21 protein-coding genes are annotated in these 19,937 nt (G+C 48.8%); 18 read left to right on the forward strand and 3 right to left on the reverse strand.

The annotated features are described in order from the left end of the window. The first annotated feature begins 5 nt into the window (after positions 1-5). Positions 6-1,940, forward strand: a complete 1,935-nt coding sequence (locus FTT64_RS06900) for a flagellar protein FilF (protein ID WP_180182202.1) — start codon at positions 6-8, stop codon at positions 1,938-1,940. 70 nt (positions 1,941-2,010) lie between these two features. Here FTT64_RS06900 and FTT64_RS06905 read toward each other — a convergent pair whose 3' ends face one another. Then, positions 2,011-2,559: an NUDIX hydrolase gene (locus FTT64_RS06905; RefSeq protein ID WP_104470910.1), complete on the reverse strand. Its 549-nt coding sequence runs from the start codon at positions 2,557-2,559 to the stop codon at positions 2,011-2,013. Positions 2,560-2,681: 122 nt separating this feature from the next. Here FTT64_RS06905 and FTT64_RS06910 point away from each other — a divergent pair, with 122 nt between their 5' ends. The 9 genes from FTT64_RS06910 (at position 2,682) to FTT64_RS06950 (ending at position 10,920) form a co-directional block, all read left to right on the forward strand. Then, a complete protein-coding gene (locus FTT64_RS06910) occupies positions 2,682-3,290 on the forward strand; it encodes a CoA pyrophosphatase (RefSeq protein WP_005179902.1) in 609 nt (202 codons plus the stop codon). A gap of 12 nt (positions 3,291-3,302) precedes the next feature. Further along, entirely contained in the window at positions 3,303-3,830 is a 528-nt protein-coding gene (locus tag FTT64_RS06915; RefSeq protein ID WP_180182257.1) for a gamma carbonic anhydrase family protein, read from the forward strand. 123 nt (positions 3,831-3,953) lie between these two features. Further along, a complete protein-coding gene (gene tsaB, locus FTT64_RS06920; RefSeq protein WP_005179899.1) occupies positions 3,954-4,619 on the forward strand; it encodes a tRNA (adenosine(37)-N6)-threonylcarbamoyltransferase complex dimerization subunit type 1 TsaB in 666 nt (221 codons plus the stop codon). Between the two features lie 12 nt (positions 4,620-4,631). Continuing rightward, positions 4,632-5,456, forward strand: coding sequence for an undecaprenyl-diphosphate phosphatase (locus FTT64_RS06925; protein ID WP_016659491.1), 825 nt, complete (start codon positions 4,632-4,634; stop codon positions 5,454-5,456). Next, a complete protein-coding gene (locus FTT64_RS06930) occupies positions 5,450-6,277 on the forward strand; it encodes a class I SAM-dependent methyltransferase (protein WP_005179895.1) in 828 nt (275 codons plus the stop codon). Before FTT64_RS06925 ends, FTT64_RS06930 begins: the two co-directional genes overlap by 7 nt. Positions 6,278-6,390: 113 nt before the next feature. Next, positions 6,391-7,797 (forward strand): C13 family peptidase, encoded by a 1,407-nt coding sequence (locus FTT64_RS06935; protein WP_035363274.1) that lies wholly within the window; start codon positions 6,391-6,393, stop codon positions 7,795-7,797. Positions 7,798-7,811: 14 nt separating this feature from the next. Then, positions 7,812-8,648, forward strand: coding sequence for an S-formylglutathione hydrolase (gene fghA, locus FTT64_RS06940; RefSeq protein WP_005179891.1), 837 nt, complete (start codon positions 7,812-7,814; stop codon positions 8,646-8,648). Positions 8,649-8,767: 119 nt separating this feature from the next. After that, positions 8,768-9,871, forward strand: a complete 1,104-nt coding sequence (locus FTT64_RS06945; protein WP_104501053.1) for a YjgN family protein — start codon at positions 8,768-8,770, stop codon at positions 9,869-9,871. Positions 9,872-9,882: 11 nt separating this feature from the next. Next, complete coding sequence (locus FTT64_RS06950) at positions 9,883-10,920, forward strand: M48 family metallopeptidase (RefSeq protein WP_180182203.1); 1,038 nt, start codon at positions 9,883-9,885, stop codon at positions 10,918-10,920. 16 nt (positions 10,921-10,936) lie between these two features. Here FTT64_RS06950 and FTT64_RS06955 read toward each other — a convergent pair whose 3' ends face one another. Then, positions 10,937-11,221, reverse strand: coding sequence for a DUF2218 domain-containing protein (locus tag FTT64_RS06955; protein ID WP_104472524.1), 285 nt, complete (start codon positions 11,219-11,221; stop codon positions 10,937-10,939). 178 nt (positions 11,222-11,399) lie between these two features. On the opposite strand from FTT64_RS06955, the gene rpe reads away from it, so the two are divergent. From rpe to FTT64_RS06995, 8 genes are all read left to right on the forward strand, one after another. Beyond that, a complete protein-coding gene (gene rpe / locus FTT64_RS06960; protein WP_180182204.1) occupies positions 11,400-12,086 on the forward strand; it encodes a ribulose-phosphate 3-epimerase in 687 nt (228 codons plus the stop codon). A gap of 461 nt (positions 12,087-12,547) precedes the next feature. Further along, positions 12,548-12,961: a hypothetical protein gene (locus FTT64_RS06965; RefSeq protein ID WP_171525177.1), complete on the forward strand. Its 414-nt coding sequence runs from the start codon at positions 12,548-12,550 to the stop codon at positions 12,959-12,961. A gap of 41 nt (positions 12,962-13,002) precedes the next feature. Further along, entirely contained in the window at positions 13,003-14,817 is a 1,815-nt protein-coding gene (locus FTT64_RS06970) for a copper resistance system multicopper oxidase (RefSeq protein WP_180182205.1), read from the forward strand. Positions 14,818-15,073: 256 nt separating this feature from the next. After that, on the forward strand, positions 15,074-15,775 hold the full coding sequence (locus FTT64_RS06975; protein ID WP_286420608.1) for a copper resistance protein B: 702 nt from the start codon (positions 15,074-15,076) through the stop codon (positions 15,773-15,775). A 303-nt stretch (positions 15,776-16,078) separates the two neighbouring features. After that, complete coding sequence (locus FTT64_RS06980) at positions 16,079-16,396, forward strand: multidrug efflux SMR transporter (RefSeq protein ID WP_180182207.1); 318 nt, start codon at positions 16,079-16,081, stop codon at positions 16,394-16,396. Between the two features lie 32 nt (positions 16,397-16,428). Further along, complete coding sequence (locus FTT64_RS06985; protein WP_005179878.1) at positions 16,429-16,914, forward strand: methylated-DNA--[protein]-cysteine S-methyltransferase; 486 nt, start codon at positions 16,429-16,431, stop codon at positions 16,912-16,914. A gap of 234 nt (positions 16,915-17,148) precedes the next feature. After that, complete coding sequence (locus FTT64_RS06990) at positions 17,149-17,805, forward strand: nuclease-related domain-containing protein (protein ID WP_180182208.1); 657 nt, start codon at positions 17,149-17,151, stop codon at positions 17,803-17,805. Between the two features lie 153 nt (positions 17,806-17,958). Then, complete coding sequence (locus FTT64_RS06995) at positions 17,959-19,053, forward strand: catalase family protein (protein WP_180182209.1); 1,095 nt, start codon at positions 17,959-17,961, stop codon at positions 19,051-19,053. Between the two features lie 78 nt (positions 19,054-19,131). Here the strand turns inward: FTT64_RS06995 and FTT64_RS07000 are convergent, their stop codons facing one another. After that, positions 19,132-19,899, reverse strand: coding sequence for a hydroxymethylpyrimidine/phosphomethylpyrimidine kinase (locus FTT64_RS07000; protein ID WP_016659477.1), 768 nt, complete (start codon positions 19,897-19,899; stop codon positions 19,132-19,134). Positions 19,900-19,937: the final 38 nt, after the last annotated feature.

The following is a 19,937-nucleotide window of genomic DNA, read 5'->3' on the forward strand; positions in this document are numbered from 1 at the left end:
TCAGGATGAAGAAATCAAATATTTTAGCCTTGAGCAGTACCGCCTTGATGATGGCACTCAGTGGCTGTGGTGGTGAAAGTGCCAATGTCATTCCAGAGCCGAATATTGTGCCGGAAATTAATGGCAGTTGTGTTAGCGGGCAAAACTGTGTGGAGTTTGCCCTGGATTATCCGGTGGATGGCCTGAATTTCACCTGTAGCAGTGATCCAAGCAAAACCTATATTACCCTGATTGCGCCAACCACCAATGCCGCCACCGGTAAATGTAGTGCCGGTGATAAAGTCCATTTCTTTATTCAGGAAAAAACAGAAAAATCAATTAATCTGGGGACAGTAAGCCTAGCTGATATTGGTCTGGCCAATTCGGTCAGTGCCAGCTTGCCGCGTTTAACCCTGCTGGATATTGCCCGTGGCTTAACCGGACAGGCCGCAACCGAACTGACCCCATCGGATTCAACTGTTCAAGTGGCACAGGCAATTACACGTATTTTACAGGCTTTATCAATTGAAAGTTCCAAGAACCAAGAACGGCCGACCATTGCCGGTGATGTGCAGCCACTTTATATTTCTGCGCTAAAAAAAGAACAGCTGGATGATATTTTGGGTTCGGTGACGCTGGAGGATTACCGGTCCGGTGCCTATGTCAGCAAGTTAAGTCCTTGGGTTGACTTGAGCACCGTCAGTGATGCGCAGGCCTTTGACGCGCTGAAAACCCTGGTTTATATGACCAACTCTGCCTCTTATCAGGCCAACTATCCGGTACTGGCTGTGGAGGGTTCGACCTTACCACAAGGTTTATATGGCTGTAATCAGGATGATTGTAAACAGAACTCGAATACCTTAAGACACCTGATTGGCCAGTTCCAGTTGATGACCGATCGCTCGGGTTATACTTTCGGTTATGGCATGCAGTGGCGTGGAACCATGTCGACCAGTAATGAAAACCCGTTATTGACCATTACGGCCGATTTCTTGAAACGTGTCCGTCCGGAACTGATGACCGCAGCGGCACAAAATAACTGGATTAATCCACTGAATGAAACGATCCAGGGGCCTTATCGTTTTAGCATCAACAGTAACCGGACTGAAGATTTTACCGTGACCCAGGGGAAACTGTATAACGATTATATGATTGCCGGCACCGAAGGCATTTATAAAACCCTGACCAAGTTCCCGACAGGAAAGCCGGAAGAATATGGCCGCTGGACCCAGACTATTGGCACGGATCAGTTTAAGGGCTCACTGGATATCTATAAATATTTTCAGGTGAATTTCCTGGATAACCGGATTTTTACTTCGGCGAAAAATGTGGCCTTGGGTGAGCGTTATATTTTCCCATTATATGCCACTCTGAATTTCAATTTTGCTAATAATGCCGCGCCAGCAATTAAGCTCGGGATTGTGCTGGATGAGCAGGGCAATATCCGTACCGATATTGGCCCAAATCCGACCGCAACCGATCTGTCGGGGACCTGCGCAGTCGCTACAGATAGCAGCACGCCAGAGATTGTGGATAGTAATAATGTCACGCAATATCGTATTGGTGTGCTGGGAGCAACCGATCTGAGCAATCAGGCGCAGGCGATTACCCTGCGGATGATTCTGGCCAATCCGGTCTTTAACCAGCTGAATGGTGCCGTAATTGGTCTGAATACCCGGGTTGACAATACCCAGGGCGAGCAGGCCATGGTGGTAGGTGGTGCGCGGCTGAATATGGGTAATCTGGTCAATCATACCTCGACCCGGATTAGCCTGAGTGACTTCTCCGGCAACAATACCGTGTCATGGAGTAACCTGTATACCTTGCAGCTCAAGACTTTTACCAATCAGGATAGCAACAATGCTACGGATGCCGATAAAGAACTGGCTAAACTCACCGGTGGAACCGTGAGCATCGAAGTGGCGGACTGTTATAACCCGGAACAGGTGCGTATCCAGTAACAGCAATATATTCATTAAAATACAAAAGCCCATCTACGGATGGGCTTTTTCTTGGCGGGGATATTTATTGTTAACCAGTATGATCCAAACGCGTACCCAAGGTTTCCAGATGAGTCGGGAAATGCTGGTTTTTGCGGTCTTCAAAATAATGTCTTAAGGTATGTTCCACGCTTGGGAAGGCTAGTTCTGCCCATGGAATTTCATCTTCGCTAAACAGACGCGATTCAATAGTTTCTTCACCCGCCCCAAATTGACCTTCAATCAGCTGCGCTTTAAACAGCACATAAATCTGGCCAATCCGTGGAATGTTGTACATGCAGTACAGCTGCTCAATCTCGATTTCCGCTTCTGCTTCTTCACGGGTTTCACGTGCCGCGCCTTGTTCCATGGTTTCAAACAGTTCCATATAACCGGCAGGTAGGGTCCAGAGTCCATAACGCGGTTCAATGGCACGGCGGCATAATAACACCTGATCTTCCCACAGCACCAAAGCACCGCAAATCACTTTCGGATTCACATAATGAATACTGCCACAATGGCTGCAAACACGGCGTAACTGATGATCGCCTAAAGGAATTTTTTCCGTTGTTTTATGTCCACACGTTCCGCAAAAGTTCATATTCAGCATCAACGATAAAGTTGCTGATCAGCATAACTGAAAAAATGAACTTTGGCATCATTTCTATCCTTTTGCCCAGAATTTCAGCTATGATGAAAGTCAGGCAATCAGGATAATAAAAGATGGTAGAGCATTCATTGACACAGGAATTGCAACAGCGCTTACGCTTCTCGCGAAGTATGCGTGAGGCGCATGCGGCCGTGTTGATTGCGATTACCGATGAAGCTCAGCCGAAAGTCCTGCTGACCCGCCGCTCGGCCTATTTAAACAGCCATGCCGGTGAGGTGTCTTTCCCGGGCGGCAAGCGCGATCCACAGGATACCAGTAATATTGTGGTGGCACTGCGCGAAGCACAGGAAGAAACCGCGCTGAATCCTTTTGATGTGGAACTGATTGGCGATTTGCCAATGCAAAAATCGCGTAATGGCATGCTGGTCAAACCCATTGTCGGCTTGATTCCACCCGAGGTGCAGCTGTCAGCGCAACCGACCGAAATTGACCGTATTTTCTTTGCTTCTTTAAAAAATCTGATGGAAGCGCCGCCCGTGCCATATGAGGTACGCTATGCCCATCAGTCCTTATATTTTCCCAGTATGCGTGTTGAAAATGAGATTGTCTGGGGATTAACCGCACGGATGCTGGTGGCTTTATTTCAGTATGGGCTGGATTATCAAAAAGAATGGCCATTTTTACTGAATTCACCGACGTTTCGATTTAAATCATCTAAATAGGGAATTTTAATGTTGTATAAATTTCAGGGCATTGCCCCAAAAGCATTACATCAACCATGGGATGGTTGGGTCGCCGAAACTGCAACGGTTATTGGTCAGGTCGAGCTGGGCCGGCAGGTCAGTATCTGGTTTGGCGCGGTGGTGCGTGGCGATAACAGCCTGATTCGCCTTGGAGATTTTAGCAATATTCAGGAAAATGCAGTGCTGCATACCGATGCGGGTATTGAGATGCAGATTGGCAACTATGTCACCATTGGTCATCAGGCCATGCTGCATGGCTGTACCATCGGCGATAACAGCCTGATTGGTATTAACGCGGTGGTGCTGAATCATGCCGTGATTGGAAAAAACTGTATTATTGGTGCCAATGCGCTGATTCCGGAAGGCAAAGTCATCCCGGATAATTCGGTGGTGATGGGTTCTCCCGGCAAGATTGTAAAAACCCTGGATGAAGCAGGAGCGGCCCGTCTGAAACTGAGCGCCTTATATTATGCCGAGCACTTTCAGCATTTCCAGCAGCTGGAAAAAGTCGAACTTTAAGATACCTAAAAGCCAGTTTGAAACTGGCTTTTTTCTGTGTGAAAGCCGGTGAAGTTCTCGCCTAGTGTCTAGGAGTGGAGTATGATAGCGGCCAGTTTTTAAAATTTAATTTTAAGGTTGTGCATGAAGTTACTGGCATTGGAAACTGCCAATGAGCAGTGTTCCGTTTCGATTGTAAATGACACGCAGGAACTGTTTTTTCAGTTGGATGAGCGCGCCAAGGCACAAACCCAAACCATTCTCCCGATGATTGAGCAAGGTTTTGCTCAGACCGAAACGGCCACTGCCGATTTAACCGCAGTGGCCTTTAGCCGTGGCCCGGGCTCGTTCAGTGGCGTGCGGATTAATGCCGCGGTGGCACAGGCACTGGCCTGGTCACATGATCTACCGGTCATTCCAGTCTCGACCTTGCAGGCGCTGGCGCAAGCGGCTTATCGGCTAGCAGGTTTAAGCGCGGTAACAGCAGTGCTGGATGCACGGATGAATGAAGTCTATATCGCCAGTTTCCAGTTAGATGCAGAAGGCATTATGCAGCCGGTGAGCGAAGAACAGTTATTGGGCTATAGTGATGCGGCGGCCGTAGCGCAGTCCCCATTAGTAGGCTCAGGTTCAACCTTATTGCAACAAGAACAAACACAATACAAAGACTTAAGTGCAACGGCGCAAGATATTGCTACCATTGCACGCGTATTGGCCCAACGTGAAGCATGGGTCAGTGCGGAATACGCATTACCGGTGTATTTGCGGGATAATGCTTGGAAAAAAATTCCAGAACAAGGCAAATCATAACTAGGATTTTCTATGGATTTTTTACTGCTGCTGAAAGCGGCAATTATGGGAATTGTTGAAGGAATCACAGAATTCTTACCAATTTCCAGTACCGGCCATTTAATTTTGGCTTCAGAACTGATGAACTTCTGGACCAAAGAAAAAAGTGATGTTTTTGTAATTGCCATTCAAATGGGGGCAATTGCAGCAGTGATTTATGAATACTGGACCCGGCTTTGGGGCGCAGCCACCGGCATGTTCACCGGCGAAGAAACCGGACGCCGTCTGGGCTTTGGCCTGATTCTGGCCTCGCTGCCGATTATTCTGATTGGTTTGACTTTCGGGCAAACCGTGAAAGCGATGTTGTTTAATGATATCGCCGTGGCCATTGGTCTGATTATTGGTGGTCTGATCATTATCTGGATTGAGAAGCATCCACCTCAAGTACGGGCACAGGAAGTTGAAGACCTGACCTATAAAGATGCGATCTGGATTGGTCTGATTCAGGTACTGTCTTTAATTCCGGGCACTTCACGTTCGGGCGCGACCATTATTGGGGCGATGTTCCTGGGCGTATCACGTAAAGCGGCGACAGAATTCTCGTTCTTTCTGGGAATTCCGGTGATTATTGGCGCAGGCTTGCTGGATTTATATCAAAGTTATGATGTCTTCCAGACCACGCAGGACTGGACCGTACTGAGCGTCGGGATTATTGTTTCCTTTATCTCCGCATTAATCTTAATTCGCGCGCTAGTGGCGTATGTGGCCAAACGCGACTTTATGATTTTTGCCTGGTATCGTATTGTGTCAGGCCTTCTGATTTTACTCTTTGCATATACAGGCTGGACCTTATGGTAAGCGAACTTCGCTGCTATACCGAACCCGCATTTTTTGAGAAAGCACAGCACTATCAGGCTGTGCTTTCTTCACGTGGGGTTACCCTTCAAATTGATGTCATCGACAAACTGAATGCACGTTTTTTAAGACTGCATCCAGACATGGCGCTGTGCGTTGATGCCGATGGCCTGTGGCTATGTGCGCTGGGCATGAAAATGCAGCCAGACTGGCAGGCTGAAATTCCGCGTTTAAAACGCGCGTCATTAAAGTCAGAAATGCTGGCCCGTGCCTGTAACCTGGCGGAAAAACCGCAGCTGATTGATGCAACTGCAGGTCTGGGCCATGACAGTTTGCTGATGGCGCATTTGGGGGCTGAAGTAACGCTGGTAGAACGGCATCCGATTCTGTTTAGTTTATTGGAAGACAGCTACCAGCGCGCCCTACAGGACCCGTTTTTAAGCAAGGTTGCCGCACGCATCCACTTGGTCTTTTCTGATTCGGCTGATTACTTAAAAGCGCAGGCAGAAGCAGGGCAGGCTGTTGATGTGGTGTATCTGGATCCGATGTTTCCACAGCGTGACCAGAACCAGCAGGCGGTAAAAAAACAGGCACAAGTCAAAAAGCAGATGCAGCTGCTGCATTTGTTATTGCCGGAACATGGTGAAATGGATTTGGGCGATGCCTTGTTGCCGCTGGCGCAAAAAATCGCCAAACGTGTGGTGGTCAAGCGACCACGTCTGGCGGTATATTTGGCCGGGCAAACACCGGATCATCAATGGACGGGAGATGCCTGCCGCTTCGATGCCTACTTCCAGCAGGACGCGACCAAAGTAAACGGGTAATCGCTTCAAAACTGGGCAAAGATTTGTTATATAGTTAAAAAAGAGCATTGATAATTATGACATCAGGCATAAACTAAGTCTGCACAAAGCGAGCCACTGCTAACGACAATCTTATGATCGACTTTAAACCCTCCATCAATTTTTGGCATGATTTTAAAAGCAACCAAACAGCGGGGATGTGGTTATTTTTTGGTTCGCGCCGATCTTTACAGATTGTCCGTCCTTCCATTCTGCAACTGATTTTCTGGGGCATTTTAGGCGGTCTGGCCAACACTTTATTTAGCTGGCTCAGCGCCGGTGAAACCGGTGATTTTAACCCGCAAGGTCTGGTCAGTTATGCCTTGTGGCCGTTTATTGCCTTAATTGTCGGGATTTTCCTGTCCCAGCGCGTCAATAATCCACGCCTCATGCTGGTGCCGGCTTTACTGTGGCTGGTGTTAGATACTCACATCGCCTTATTGCAAAGCCTGATTCAATATCTGGGCATGATTGATGTGCTGCCCTATGTGTTCTATGACTATCTGCCGCTGATTTTCATGGTGCTGTTTGTCTGGCAGAGTCTGGCCGTGGTCTGGGTATTTTCCCGTGAACTGAAATGGCCGTGGTGGGAACGTGCGCTGATTGTTCTGGCCACGCTGTTTACCCTGGTGGTGTGGCAGATGTCGGTCAAGAGCCAGCCAATCTGGAAGGTGGAAGAGGTCCCGCCGACGTTTAGCGAAGAAGCCTTTTATGCACAAAGCAAGATACTGAATCAGGCGCTGGAGAAGATTCAGTATGGTGAATTTGCACAATCACACTGGTATTTTCTGGGCGTGGCCGGGGCCAGTTATCAGGATGTGTTTATGTCCGAAGTCGAGCGGATTCGGGAACAGTTCGATACCCGCTTTGGCACTTTTGGCCGCTCGATGATTCTGGTGAATAACCCGATGACACGCAATGTCACCCCGATTGCCTCACGCACCAGTATGGAACTGGCACTGCGCCGTATAGGCCAGCAGATGAATCCGGAAAGCGATGTGCTGTTTTTATACATGACTTCACATGGCTTGCCGAACCAGTTTGAAATGGAAAATGCGCCGCTGGAACTGCAACAGGTTGATCCAAAATGGCTGCGCGATGCGCTGGATAAATCCGGTATCCGCTGGCGCGTAATTGTGATCTCGGCCTGTTATTCGGGCAGTTTTGTTTCGGCCCTGCAAAATGACAATACTTTGGTAATTACCGCATCGGCCGCAGATCGCGCTTCATTCGGCTGTTCCAACGAAGCCGATTATACCTATTTTGGCCGGGCTTTCTTTGATCAGGCCATGCGTGAAAATAACAGCTTTGCCGAGGCTTTTGCACAGGCCAAGCTGACCGTGGCAAAATGGGAGCAGGCACAAGGTTTTGAACCATCTGAACCGCAATGGTCGATGGGCAAGAACATGCAGCTGATGTTGCCGCAACTGGAGCAGCGTTTATTCCCGCAAGCCATGGTGGCGCAGCCAAATGAAATGCCTTTAACTTTAGACAGCCCTTAAAACAGGATAAGACGATGGAATTAATACAGAACAATCGATGCTTTGATGGCGAACAGCGAATTTACCGTTTTAATTCCAGCAGCTTAAACGGGGAAAGCCGTTTTGGTATTTTTCTGCCGGCACAAGCCTTGGCCGGTCAGGACTGTCCGGCGCTTTTTTACCTGGCGGGTTTAACCTGTACCGAAGAAACTTTTGCAATTAAAGCGCATGCCCAGCGTCTGGCGGCACAGTTGGGCTTTATTCTGATTAGCCCGGACACTTCACCTCGCGGTGAGCAGGTGGCGCAGGGCGATCACTGGGATATCGGGCAGGGGGCAGGTTTTTATATTAATGCAACCCAGGCACCCTGGGCAGCGCATTACCAGATGGAACAGTTTGTTGCAGAAGAGCTGTATAAGCTGGTGTGTGAACAGTTTGCGGTGCAAACCGACAGTATTGGTATTTTCGGCCACAGTATGGGCGGCCATGGTGCGTTAACGCTAGCTTTTAAATATCCGGAAAAATTTAAATCAGTTTCTGCCTTTGCGCCGATTTGTGCGCCAAGCCAATGCCCGTGGGGAGAGAAAGCTTTTAGTGCCTATTTAGGTGAGGATCGTCAAGGCTGGCAAGCACATGATGCCACCGCACTGGTCCAGCAAAAAGGCAAGCAATTTGCCGATATTTTAATTGATCAGGGCTTGCAGGATCAGTTCTATAGCCAGTTGAATCCGGCGCTGTTCCAGGCCGCTTGTGCGCAGGCCGGACAGCCGCTGAGCTTACGTGAACATGCTGGCTATGATCATGGTTATTACTTTATTCAAAGTTTTATTGATGACCATCTGCAATTTCATGCAGTCCAATTACAATCCTAATATAATCCATCACGCAGAACACCGCTTTCGACCTGTTGCAGGGTGAAGGCGGTCTGTGATTTTTTGTTTTTTAATTTTTAACCGTGTCTTTATTTTAAAAAATAATTATAAGGCCTGATATGCAAAACCAAGATATACATCCGACTTTTACCGCAGAGGAACAGACCCAGCTGCCGCCGGCGCTTGTGCTTGATTCACCTGAACCGCAGCTGCTTGGACAGCGCCATCCCTTTCATTTTTATGGTACTGCCATGGAATATTTCGGCATCTGGATTGTCAATATTCTGTTGATTATTGTCACGCTGGGACTGTATGCGCCGTGGGCCAAAGTACGCCGCTTGCGCTATTTTTATGGCAATACCGAATTTATCCAGCGCCGTTTTGACTTTACCGGTGTGCCGAGCAAGATCTTAATTGGCCGGCTGATTGCAATTGGCCTGTATCTGGCCATTTCGCTGTTATCCAACTACTCGGTGCGTGCTACCCTGATTGGGGTGCTGATTCTGTATCTGGCCGTGCCCTGGCTGATTCGGGCCACCATCCGCTTTAATGCACGTAACAGTAAATTTGGTAACAGCCGCTTTTTCTTTTCCGGCACTAGCAAGAAAGCCTATATCGAATTTTTAAAAGGGATTCTGGTGTATATCTTGACCCTGGGTATATTTTTCCCGGTGCTGATCTGGCTGTATAAGCGTTATTGCCTCGATCATCTTTATGCGGGGCAATTGCAGTTTAAATTACAGGCCGACTGGCCGGCCTATATGCGCGCCATGTATGTGCCGCTGTTTCTGTTTATCGGCTTGCTGGGGGCGGCAGCGCTGGTACTGGCCTTGCTGGCCGATTTTTCCAGTCTGAGTGCGGTGCAGTATGTCTGGATTTTTATGGGCATCTATTTGCTGGCGGCTTTATTCATCTGGCCATTAATGCTGGCGCGGATTTTTATGACCAGCTGGAATAATACCACCATCAGTCGTAGCCAGTTTCAGACCAGTTGCAACCAGTGGCGCTATGCCTGGATTGTGCTCAGCAACTGGATGGTGAAAATTTTAACCCTCGGCCTTATGACGCCGTGGGCGGCAATCCGTTTATATCGCTATCAGGTGGAGTCTTTAAGCCTGCATTTAAACAATGATCCGGACCTGCTGATGAACCAGTTACAGGGTGATCCAAGCGCGATTGCGGAAGAAATTAGCGATATCTTTGATATTGATGTGTCTTTATAAGGAAAGCCCTGATGCAACAGATGACGGTTGAAGCCGTGTTTTATGATGGTCAGAGTGCCAAGCCTTATACTGCTCAGGTATTGGCAGCTGATGCAGACAGTATCTGGGTCCAGTATGGTGAAAACTTTGCCTTGCAGCGCCGTTATCGTTATCAGGACATGCTGCTGATAGGCGCATTGGGCCGTATCCAGCCGGTAATTGAACTCCAGGATGATGCACGTCTGGAGTTTCAGCAGCCTTTACCGGACTGGTTTCAGCTGAAGCAAAAGAATATCTATCAGTCGATCTGGAAGCTGGAGCGTACCCCCAGCCTGATTCTGTTTAGTACTGTTTTTATTGTAGCGCTGGCCTTTGCCACGGTGAAGTGGGGCATTCCGTGGGCCTCGCATGTGGTGGCCAATCAGTTACCGGAAACCACCCTGAACCGTGTCGGTAATGAAGCAGAACACTATGTGCTGGAGATGACGGGTCCAAGCCGTTTAAGTGCAGCGCGCCAGCAGGCGATTTTACAGCAGTATCAGGCCCTGGTGGCAGAAGACTGGCCGGCAAAACTGCTGTTTCGTGAAGGGAATCGGTTAGGTGCCAATGCGGTGGCGATTCCCAACAATACTATTATTCTGACCGATGAACTGGTTGAGCTGGCACAGGATGACCGGGAAATTCTGGGGGTGCTGGCACATGAGCAGGGCCATCTGGTCGAGCGGCACAGTCTGCAACAGGCCCTGGCCAGTTTAGGTTTTGGGGTCATCCTGATTGCGATTACCGGTGATGGCTCCGATTTAATGACCAGCCTGCCTCTGGCTTTGGTGGGTGCCAGTTATTCGCGTAATTTTGAAGCCGAAGCCGATCATTATGCCTTAACCACCATGCAGCACAAGCAGGTGCCAACCATCCATTATGCCAACCTGTTACAACGGCTGGCAGATGAAAGCGGCGAAAGCGAGCAGGGTAAGTCGGTCTGGGATTTTCTGCAAAGCCATCCGGCCACGCAGGAGCGTATTGAAGCAGTCAAGGCCTTTGAAGCCAAGCAATCTGCCGAAGTAAAATGAGCAGATCTAAGTAGGTTTAATCGGCCTGCTGCCAGTCAGCACTTAACTGTTCCTGTCCCATGCGTTGCAGATGATCCAGCACCACCTGTTCCAGCCGGTTCAGGTCGGTATGTTCATCTAAAGCAATAATTTCGGTATAGAGCGCATCAGATTGTGGCTGTAACACAATGGTCGCGCTTGGCATCAAAATACGCAGTTCCTGTGCTGTTTCCTGTACTTCAAATTTGTGTTTCCAGTGGTTACCCAGGCGTTTGGCCAGACGGGCCGCTTGTGTGGTGGCAATATGACTATAACGTTTCATGAAAAATCCTGTTCAGTAAGCCTTAAGCCTAAGAGAAAAGAGCGCCCAGACAAAGCCGCGTGTTGCAACACAGCGTTGTAGATTTGCAATCTTGCCGCAGGTGGCCATCTGCCGCCCCAGAGCCGGGGACAATTTGTTATAATGGCGCAGTCACTCAAATACTTAGCCAGGGTCTCCCATGTCCAAGCCATATTTAATTGCGCCTTCTATTCTTTCTGCAGACTTTGCCCGTTTAGGGGAAGAGGTAGAAAAAGTGCTTGAAGCCGGTGCTGATGTTGTCCACTTTGATGTCATGGACAATCACTATGTACCCAACCTCACCTTTGGTGCAGACGTATGTAAGGCCCTGAAAAATTATGGGATTCAGGCGCCAATTGATGTGCATTTAATGGTCTCTCCGGTGGATCGCATGATTGGCGACTTCTTGGAAGCCGGTGCCGATATTATTACCTTCCACCCGGAAGCTTCGGACCATATTGACCGTTCGCTGCAACTGATCAAATCGGGCGGTGCCAAGGCGGGTCTGGTTTTTAACCCGGCAACGCCGCTGCATTATCTGGATTATGTGCTGGATAAAGTCGACCAGATTTTATTGATGAGTGTGAACCCGGGCTTTGGTGGCCAGAAATTTATTCCTATGACCCTGGAAAAATTACGTCAGGCGCGTCAGATCATTGATGCCTCAGGCCGTGATATTCGCCTTGAGGTTGATGGTGGTGTTGGCCCGGCCAATATCCGTGAAATTGCCGAAGCCGGTGCCGATATGTTTGTGGCCGGTTCAGCGATTTTTGGCAAACCGGATTATAAAGCTGTGATTGATGAGATGCGTGCCGAACTGGCCAAAGTCGGTGCCGTGAATACCTAATAAAACTGGATAAGTTATCGGCACCCTGTGGATAACTTTGTGATTAACTCTATGGATATCTATGTTGATAACAGTATGGATAACCGGATTAATTTATAAACAGTTGTGCATCAATCGTTTGCCAATTAGACATAAAATGTATAAAAAGGACTCAAATGAGTCCTTTTTATTTGAGCAAAAGCCCTAAAATTCCTGCCTTTTTATTCAGCTCTGCTTAAGAGTTATACTGCACAATAAATAACTTTATTTTTTTATTGATATGTAAAACAATCTTCCCGGCAGCAGCAATTTAAAATTTAAAGCATTGTGTATAACTTTGAATTTCTCTATGCTGGTTTGCACAGGCGTTTAGCTGTTTTAAGCAGCTTCAACGCTGGGGTTTGGTCTTATGGGGTGAGGAAATCCTGTTGTATACACAGCGCAGACAACCGGTGTGGTTCAGCTATCTGATGGCATTTGTCATGGGATGGAGTAGTCTTGTGCTGGCGGTTGTACAACCAGCGCATGCGGCCATGCAACTGTCTAACTCTGCCGCGATCACCAGTGCGAAATCATCCGTTTCATCACCTACACCTTGTCATGCTGAAAAGGCAGATTCTCCTGTAGAACAACATCACCCAAGCCATCATAGCACCAGTCCATCTGCACAGTTACCCGACTGCGAGCAGGTACATCATCCAGAGCAGCATTTAAACTGTCAGGATTGTCCACCCCTACATTGCCAGCCGGGTCTGAGCTATCTCAAGATTGCGCTCCCTGTGCTGGAACAGGCAAGCCCGACCTTTGAGTCTGAGCCGCACTTTCATCTCTATCATGCCCAGCATTTACCCGGCTACTGGCAGGAAATCCTGCGTCCACCGAAAACCTTATCCTGACTTTAAAAACTTTTCTTTTTTTATTGTTTTAAGGATAAATCATGTCAATTCAATTGCGTCAGGCCATCGTGCTTGGCTTATGTCTGTGCGCATCGTCCTGGGCGATGGCCGCAGTCCGGGAATATCATCTGTATATTGATGAGCAGCCGGTCAAGCTGACCGGAAAAACTGTCAAAAAAATAAGTGTGAATGGCCAATTCACAGCCCCCTTGCTTGAATTTGAGGAAGGTGATGAAGCGGTGATTCATGTGCATAACCAGCTTCAAAATCGCGATTCTTCCATTCACTGGCATGGTCTGTTATTGCCGGGTGTAATGGATGGCGTGCCGGGCTTTAACGGCTTTCAGGGCATTGCGCCGAAGGGACATTTTACTTATCGCTTTCAGCTACGGCAGCAGGGCACCTACTGGTATCACGCCCATTCCAAAGGTCAGGAGCAGGATGGGCTATATGGCCCGCTAGTCATTTATCCCAAAGGCAAACAGCCTGTGGCTGCGCATGAGCAGGCCGAGCGGGATTATGTGGTGATGCTGTCCGATTTTCACGCATCTTCCAGCGACACGATTTTAAATAATCTGAAAAAGTCGGCCGAGTATTATCAGAACCAGCGTGAAACCCTGGCCGATGTGTTGCAGCAGGTGAAACAGCAGGGCCTGAAACAGACCTGGCAGCAACGTTCCATGTGGAACCAGATGCGTATGCTTAGAACCGATTTGTCGGATGTCACCGGTTATCAGTTTTTAATCAATGGCAAAACACCGGAACAGGCCTGGACCGGGCTGTTCCGACCGAATGAAAAAGTGCGTTTACGTTTTATTAATGCCTCGGCCATGTCGTTTTTTGATGTACGCATTCCGCAGCTCAAAATGACCGTCATCAGCGCTGATGGCCAGCCGGTCCAGCCGGTGCCTGTAGATGAGTTCCGAATCGGGACGGCTGAAACCTATGATGTACTGGTGGAACCAAAAGCCGGCCATTACCAGATTGAAGCAGAATCAATTGACCGTTCAGGCTTTGCCATTGGTAGTTTATTGCAACAGGGCATGCAACCACCGCCACTGCACATGCCAACCGCACGACCACGTGCGGTATTGACCATGGAAGATATGGGACATGCTGCTCATGGTGCAGAAAGTACTGCGCCACATGCGGTACATAGTGCGTCATCCACATCTTCGACCCTGCAGCATCCATCGATGACGCATGCTGCCATTAAAGAGACTGAATCTTTAACGGTAGCCGAAGATCATCCTGCAGTGCATTCATCGCATGCAACGCAGGCGCAGTCAAAATCTTCGGCCAGTTCGGTCCCTCAAGGTTGGGCCAATGCCTCAACACCCGCCGGACATAAAGCACTTCGCTATGCGGACTTAAAAGCCTTAAAGCCGCAGCCGGATACGCGCGCGCCGGTGCAAGAGCTGGTGATTCGTTTGGGCGGCACGATGGAACGTTATATCTGGACCATCAATAGCAAGAAATTTAGCGAGGCTGAACCGTTGCAGGTGGCCTATGGCGAACGGATTCGGCTGAAATTTATCAATGACAGCATGATGGCGCATCCGATGCATTTGCATGGCATGTTTATGCAGCTGGAAAATGGCCAGGCCGCTGCCGACCTGCCAAATAAACATACCCTGATTGTACCGCCTGGAAAAATCGTGAGCGCGTTATTGACCGCCGATGAGCTGGGGGAATGGGCAATCCATTGTCATCTGCTGTATCACATGAGTTCGGGCATGATGAATAAGTTAGTGGTGGCACAGGTGATGCCAGAGCAGACGGCTTCATTACCCGCAGCTCCATCTGCGCTGCCAGCTGCTGTTCAGTCTTCGGGAGATCCACATGCACATCACTAATTTTGCCCGTTTCAATTTGTTGGGAGCCATGCTGTTTGCGACACCGATGTTATCGGCGCAGACACAGCACCCATCTTCCCATGTTACAGAACATGAAGTTGTACCGCAGACGTCAGTAAAATCTGTCGATAAACATGCACAACACAAGCAGATGATGCAGGCTGAACATCAGCAACATCAGCAACATCAGCAACATCAGCAACATCAGCAACATCAGCAACATCAGCAACATCAGCAACATCAGCAACATCAGCTCATGAGCATGCCTCATCTGGTGGAGAAGGCTGCAACGGCAACAACGCATGATCACCGACAGGAGCATGGCGGGCAGTGGTATCAGTCCAGTATGCTGGAATCAAAATGGATGCAGCATGCGGGTGGACGCGGAGTGTGGCAGTCCGAGCTGGAAAGCCGGGTCGGAACGGATGAACACAAGCTGTTTTTCAAACTGCATACCCAGCAGGCCGAGTCGCAACAAGCTGAATATGAGGCACAGGTTTTATATAGCCGGATGATTTCTGATTTTTGGGATATCCAGGCTGGTGTGGCCTATCAGGAGGATCAGACTTCGGCACAGCAATGGCGTGGTGTGGTTGGCCTGCATGGGCTGGCGCCGTATTTCTTTGAATCTGAGGCCTATTTGTCGCTTGCCGAAGATCAGCAGGTGCTGCTGAGTCTGGACACTGAGCGAGATCTTTTGCTGACCCAGAAACTGATTCTGGCACCTTATTTGCAGGCCAAGCTGGTACTTTCAGATGAATCGGTGCAAGCGCAGAAAACTGGTTTAAACCAGCTGCAGACCGGGCTACAGATGCGTTATGAAATCAGCAAAAAAGTCATGCCGTTTGTAGATGTGGCCTATGGCTATCATAAAGGGCTGGCCCAGACAGCTGAGCAGGATGCGACGGAGTCGGAACAGGGCTGGCAATATGGTGCCGGATTACGGTTGAAGTTTTAAAGCATTTATCCATACACTGGATGGGCTTTGGTTCATCCTTTTGCTTGCTGGAGAAACGACCTATGCTCCAGTAAGCAATTTATTCACTCAAGTGAATAAGTTTGAATCGCCTTATCTGGGTTGTGATTTTCAGTCCCTCTTGAGCTGAAGCTTATTCCCCTTCAACGGCGTTCTACTGGCAGGCGGTGGATTTTTGCTATACTGATACCGTAATTTTGGAGGAACGACCTCCCTTAAAGACGTTGTCTTTAAGAAAAATCGTCAGGACGGCCTGACTCTATCTGAATAATGGAGGAGGGCGTGATGGCCTGGATCGTATTAATTTTTGCCGGTATTTTTGAAATTGTCTGGGCTTATTTTATGAAGCTTTCAGATGGTTTTACCAAACTTACCCCAAGCATTCTGACCATTTTCTTTATGGTGCTCAGTTTTGGCCTGCTGGCCTATGCCATGCGCAGTCTGCCACTGGGCACGGCCTATACCATCTGGACCGGGATTGGCGCGGTCGGTTCTTTTCTGGTGGGTATTTTGGTACTGAGCGAGCCGGCATCGGCCATGCGTATGCTGGCGGCAGTGTTAATTATTTCCGGTCTTGTGCTGATGAAACTTTCATCGGCATAATCAAGCTAGACTAAACTGAACAGGAGAAGGAGATGAAACTTGCATTTATGTATATGCCTTCTCCGGTCGGGCGTTTAAAACTGGTGGCCACAGACAGCGCGCTGGTCGCCGTGATCTGGGACAATGAAAATCCCAAACGGGTCCGGCAGGCCGAGCTGGTAGAGCAGCTGGATCATCCGATTTTGCTGGATGCGCAACAACAGCTGAATGAATATTTTCAGGGCCAGCGTCAGACTTTTGAACTGCCTTTAGATTTTGAAGGCACAGAATTTCAGAAAAAAGTTTGGCAGGCACTGCTGAATATTCCTTTTGGCGAAACCCGCAGTTATCGGCAAATTGCTGAGCAGGTCGGCAGTCCCAAAGCGGTACGGGCTGTCGGTGCGGCCAATGGCCAAAATCCAATTTCAATTATTGCACCCTGTCATCGGGTGATTGGCAGCGGCGGTAAACTGGTTGGCTTTGCCGGCGGATTAGACAATAAAGAGATTCTGTTAAAACTGGAACAACAACAAAAATAAATATAGATATTTTATGGTGTTGCATCGCTTAGTGCAGGCCAATAAACAGCTTAAATCAGTAAGCATCCGTTGATTAAAAAAATAGATCACTATCCAGATTGAGTGCCCTCAAGCAGATGGAATCTTTCAGTATCTGCCTGATAATGAAGATTAAACCAGCATTATCATTCCTGAATGAAACACCGTTTTATGTTAGCGTCAGGTCAAGATCATCACCATTAAAATAAAACCGCAATGCATGATGTAAATATTTTGCGTATGTTGATTTCACAGCTGTGGTGGCTGTTGCTGATTCTGCTGGGCTTGAGCCTGCTGCGGGTGTTCCTGCCGGACTTAAAAGGCAAAATCGGGGAGTGGGCTGTTCAGCGACAGGCCAAGCAACATCTGGATGAGCGTTATATTTTACTTAATGATTTGACCTTGCCCGATCAGGATGGTGGCACCACACAAATTGATCATGTGCTATTAAGTCCTTTTGGCGTCTTTGTGATAGAAAGCAAAAACTATAAGGGCTGGATTTTTGGCAGTGCGCGGCAAAAAATGTGGACCCAGAAAATTTATAAAAAGAGTTATAAATTCCAGAATCCCTTGCATCAGAATTACAAACATACTCAGGTGTTGAGTCATTTGCTGGCTGATCTGCTGGAGCCGGAACATTTACATTCAATAGTGGTATTTATGCCGGGCTGCGAATTTAAAACAGAGATGCCAAAGCAGGTATTTCAAGGGACAGGCTGGGTAAATTACGTACAGGAGTTCCAGACCGAAGTCATCTCCGCCATGCGCTTAAAACGTTTGCAATTACGACTGGAAAAAGAAGTACTGGACCCGTCCTGGCAAACCCGGCGCGCGCATGTGGCGCAGCTTAAATCCAGACATCATCAAGACTGAACCCAAGTATCGTGTTGAGCTGAGTCGTCTACGCTTACCAAACTCTCCTGAACTGTTGAATAAGCACTATATTTTTCTGGCTCTCAGCTTGCTAGATTGGTGGATATTAGCCAATTTTTGCCAGATGTTCAGGCCGGAACAGGAGCGTTCACGATGTCAGAGCCGTATCTACCGTATACCCCGCAGGTTGAACAGGAACAGCCGAATGAAAGCCGCTTGATTGAAGATATTATCGAGCATATGGCCCAAGCCCGACAACAGGTGTTTGACAAGCATCGCCATGCAGTCCGCGATGCGCATGCCAAATCACATGCATTTCTGAAAGGTATTTTGACCGTGCCGATGTTGCCGCCGCATTTGGCGCAGGGAATTTTTGCCGAGCCAGGACATTATGATGTGATGGTGCGTTTATCGGCTGCGCCGGGAGATTTACGCAGTGACCAGGTGCCAGTACCGCATGGCTTTGCCTTAAAAATCCTGAATGTGCCGGGCGCACGCTTACTGGCCGATGATCCGAGTGATGGTAAAAACCAGGATATTCTGATGGTGAATATTCCGGTGCTGGCCTTTGGCACGCTGCGTAAATACCAGCAGATGCTGCCCCTGGTGACACGCGCGGAACAGGCGCCCGATCCGATGTTAAAAGGCATGCGCAGTATGGCGCGCAGTTTAAATACACTGGTGGATAAAGCCGGTTTAGAAGTACCGGTAACTTTAAAAGGCTGGGCGCGCAGTCAGAACCATATTCTCGGTGAAACCTATCACACCATGGCTGCACTGCGTTATGGCGACTATATGGCAAAAATCAGTGTGGCGCCGGAATCGACCTCGGTACGTCAGCTGACCAATATTCCAATGCAGATTAGCCATGACTCCAGCATCCGCGATCTGGTTCGGGATTTCTTTAAGCACCATAGCGCCGATTATGTATTGCGTGCGCAATTATGTACCAGTCTGGAACGGATGCCCATTGAAGATGCCTCGGTATTATGGCCGGAAGAAGAATCTGCGCATCAGACCATTGGCACTTTGCATTTTCCCAAACAGGACAGCTATAGTCCGGAGCGGCGGGTTTATGCCGATGATGTGTTGTCGTTTAACCCGTGGCATGGCGTGCAGGCGCATCAACCTTTGGGTTCAATTATGCGGGTACGTAAACAGGCTTATGAACGTTCCGCCTCGTTCCGGCACCGGATGAATACCCAGCCGCGAGCCGAACCGCAGCAGCTGGATGATATGCCGGATTAAAGGGCTTCAGATTCAGGTCGAAAAAATACCTGCCATGGGGCAGGTATTTTTTATAGCAGGTATTTTTTATATTAAGGATTAAAAGCGTTTTGGAATCTTCTGACCATTCGGTACCGGACTTTCTGCCTGTTTTAGTACCCCAAACAGCCAGGTTTCAGCATAATTCACAGCGGCTTGCAGTTCATCACCTAGTGCTAAACGGCCGGCAATAAAGCTGGCCAGCGAGCAGCCCGAACCGTGGTATTCGCCTTCTAAACGCGGGCAACGGGTTTCTGAAATCAGTTCACCATCTATATATAAAGCATTGCGGATGTGATCCGGGGTATCTTCATGGCCGCCTTTAACCAAAACCGCCTTGGCACCCATCGCAAACAGTTTCTGGGTGGCCAGTTCCAGATCATCTTCACCGGTCAGGGCACGCAGTTCTACCGTATTCGGGGTCAGTAAGGTTGCCAGTGGAATCAGCTCGACAAAGGCCTTGACCAAAGTCGCCTGATCACCCAGAGAGCCACCGCTGTTGGCGACCAGAACCGGGTCCAGCACATAGTAATAGTCCGGATGTTCTCTCAAGAAATCTGCCAGCGCTGCAATATTGTCGGTGGTGCCGAGCATTCCCGATTTAACACAGCGAATTGGCAGATCGTTCACCACGGCATTGGCCTGGGCCAGTAGCAATGCTTTGGAAGTGGCTTCAAAGCCAAACACCTGCTGCGAGTTTTGCACCGTGAGGGCGGTACAGGCAATGGCCGCATGTGCGCCACTTTGACCAATCGCTTCAATATCAGCCTGTAAGCCCGCGCCCCCAGAGGGATCTAAACCAGAAAAGCAAAGTACCGTTGGACGCACATCCATATCCTTCAATCATGAATTTACGTTAGTATAGG

This window comes from Acinetobacter sp. Q186-3 (assembly GCF_013420655.1).
GTDB lineage: Bacteria > Pseudomonadota > Gammaproteobacteria > Pseudomonadales > Moraxellaceae > Acinetobacter > Acinetobacter indicus.